Here is a 2,712-nt window from a genome sequence, read left to right as displayed (position 1 = left end):
AATCTGCGAGCTGGCAGACGCCACGCCTTCGGCGTTCTGGCGCACCGAGCTCACGGTGTTCACCAGGCTTTGCTGCATGCGCTGCAGCGCGCCCAGCAGCTGCCCGGTTTCGTCCGTGGAGCGCACGACGATCTGGCCGCTCAGGTCGCCCGCGGCCACGCGGTCTGCGGCGTCCACAGCCTGCGCCAGGGGGCGGGTGATGGAGCGGATGATGGAGACCGCCAGGAAGATCGCCATGGCAATGGCAATGGCGGCGGCGATGAGCACATCCCGCATCAGGGCGCTGGCGGCTGCGTCTGCCCGCGCACCGGCCTCTACAGTCACTTGCGCCTGGTAAGTCACCTGCTCTGCCACGGTGGCCTGGTAGGCCTGCTGCACGGGCCGCAGGGTTTCTTCCAGCATGCGAAGAGCTTCATCCTTCTGGCCCTGCTGCAGCATGGCAATGTACTGGTCACCGAGCTTCAGGAACTCTGCGCGGTGCTGCTGCATGCGCGCCTGGATCTCGCGGCCCTTATCGGAGTGGATGAGCGAGTCCAGCACTTTGAACTGCTCGGCCAGCGTGCCGCGCACCGCCGTGATGCGCTCGCGCGAGGACCTGGTGATGGCCTCCGAGCTGAAGATGGCGAGGTTGCGCAGCTGAATGGCCTGCACGTTCACCCCGTCTGCCACCATGCCCAGCGACTTGGTGATCGGTATGCGCATTTCCACAATGTCGTCCAGCGCTGCCCGCTGGGTGGCGGACCGAAGCAGCGCCACCGAACCCAGGGTCGCCAGAAGCAGCACCATGATCGCAAACGCAACCGCCAGACGGGTCGAAATCTTCAGTTTGTTCATCGTTGCTGCCTCCTCAAAGCGCTGGGCCAGAAAACTGCGGGTGTGCTTACCTTACCCGTTTGCAACTTTTGTCACCAGCCCTATCTCGTCGCTGCTCAGCAGCGCTTCGATGTCCATCACGATCAGCATCCGGTCGCCCAGGCTGGCGATGCCGGTGACAAAACTGGGGTCCACATTGCCGTGGCGTTCGAACTGCGGGGCAGGCTTGATCACGTCCGGCGTGAGGGTGACCACATCGGCCACCGCATCCACCACCGCGCCAATGACGGTGCCACCAATGTCCAGGATGATGACCACGGTGAAGTCGGTGTAGTTGGCTTCGGGGCACTGCAGCTTCAGGCGCAGGTCCAGGATGGGCACGATGCGACCGCGCAGGTCAATCACGCCCTTGATGTAGTCGGGCGACTGTGCCAGCCGCGTAGGCCGCTCGTACGAGCGGATTTCCTGCACGCGCAGGATGTCGATGCCGTATTCCTCGGAGCCAAGGCGAAAGGTCAGGAATTCGCCCGCTGGCTCCACACCCGACGCGGCAGAAGAACGGGAGACAGCGGGTGTATGGGCGGAAACAACGGTCATGGCGCGTACTTTCTCGAAAGGAATGGGAAGGGCGCGCGGTTCAGGGCACCCGTGCGATCCCCGGCAGGGGTTGCCCACAAGGCTGCAGCGCGCAGCCCGCGCGGTGCAGGCCTGGTCGCAGGATAGCAGGCTGCCGTTTCATTTGCTAACAAATTGGCTGTTACCCCCGAAGCACGGGCGCCATTGCCGCCCTTGCATCGCCCAAGCCACCGGTTGGGATTGGAGAGCTAGCTCCACTGCGCCGACGCTAGTGCGGGCAAAAAAATGCTACCGTCCAGCAACGGCCTTCGGGATGCGCTTCGCGGGTCACCGCGCCGCCCGCAATTCAGCCACCATGCCCCCTGCTTTTGACCGACGATCCCATGCCCCTTTTCAGGCCCCGAGACACCGATCCCCATCACATGCCGCCTCCTGGCCTGCCACTGCTGGCGTTGGAGCTGCGCGCACCCTGGGAGTTTGGCGCTGTGCTGCCCGCGTGGCCCGTTCTGCAGCGCGCTCCGCTGGGTGACGGGCACGCGGTGATCGTGTTTCCCGGTCTCACGGCGGGGGACGCCACCACCGCGCCACTGCGCCGCTATCTGGATTCGCGCAACTACGACACCCAGGGCTGGGGACAAGGCCTGAACCTGGGCCCTCGCGATGGCGTGCTGGAAAACGCCAAGCGCCAATTGCAGGAGGTGGCCCAGGCCAGCGGCGGCAAGGTGAGCCTGATTGGCTGGAGCCTGGGCGGCGTTTACGCGCGGGAGCTCGCCAAGGAAATGCCCGAGCTGGTGCGCTGCGTGGTGACACTGGGCACGCCCTTTGCCGGGCCGCACACGTCCACCAATGCCTGGCGCATTTACCAGTTTGCCAGCGGCCGCAGCATCGAGCGCGAAACCGAGAGCTACAACCTGCCCGAGGCGCCGCCCGTGCCCACCACCAGCATCTACTCGCGCACCGATGGCGTGGTGGCCTGGCGCGGCAGCATTCAGGCCCCCGCACCGCACAACCCGAACACCGAAAACATCGAGGTGGTGGCAAGCCACTTTGGCATCGGCCTGAACCCCAGCGCCTGGTGGGCCGTGGCCGACCGCCTGGGCCAACCCCAGGGCCCCAGCATGGCGTGGCGGCCGTTTCAGCGGCCCAAGGTTCCGGGGCTGCACCTGGTCTATCCGGACCCGCACCGGTAAGCCGTCGCGCCCTGGCGCGGCCACCGCCCATCCATCACAAAGCACAAAGCACGCAAGGGTTGCCCCCTGCGTGCTTTATTTTGATAGCTGCCAGCGCTTTATGGATAAGCGCTGGAGCCTGTTTTGACTGCTA

3 protein-coding genes are annotated in these 2,712 nt (G+C 65.3%); 1 reads left to right on the top strand and 2 read right to left on the bottom strand.

All coding sequences use genetic code 11. The features are described 5' to 3' along the window. The coding region (locus KYG_RS06190) for an MCP four helix bundle domain-containing protein (RefSeq protein ID WP_008903990.1) at positions 1-834 on the bottom strand (834 nt) is incomplete at its 3' end. A 51-nt stretch (positions 835-885) separates the two neighbouring features. Next, complete coding sequence (locus KYG_RS06185) at positions 886-1,410, bottom strand: chemotaxis protein CheW (protein ID WP_034693404.1); 525 nt, start codon at positions 1,408-1,410, stop codon at positions 886-888. 401 nt (positions 1,411-1,811) lie between these two features. On the opposite strand from KYG_RS06185, the gene KYG_RS06180 reads away from it, so the two are divergent. After that, positions 1,812-2,579 (top strand): triacylglycerol lipase, encoded by a 768-nt coding sequence (locus tag KYG_RS06180; protein WP_008903988.1) that lies wholly within the window; start codon positions 1,812-1,814, stop codon positions 2,577-2,579. Positions 2,580-2,712: the final 133 nt, after the last annotated feature.

Source organism: Acidovorax sp. NO-1, from assembly GCF_000238595.1.
Lineage (GTDB): Bacteria > Pseudomonadota > Gammaproteobacteria > Burkholderiales > Burkholderiaceae_C > Acidovorax.
This window is presented reverse-complemented; position numbering and strand designations above follow the sequence as displayed.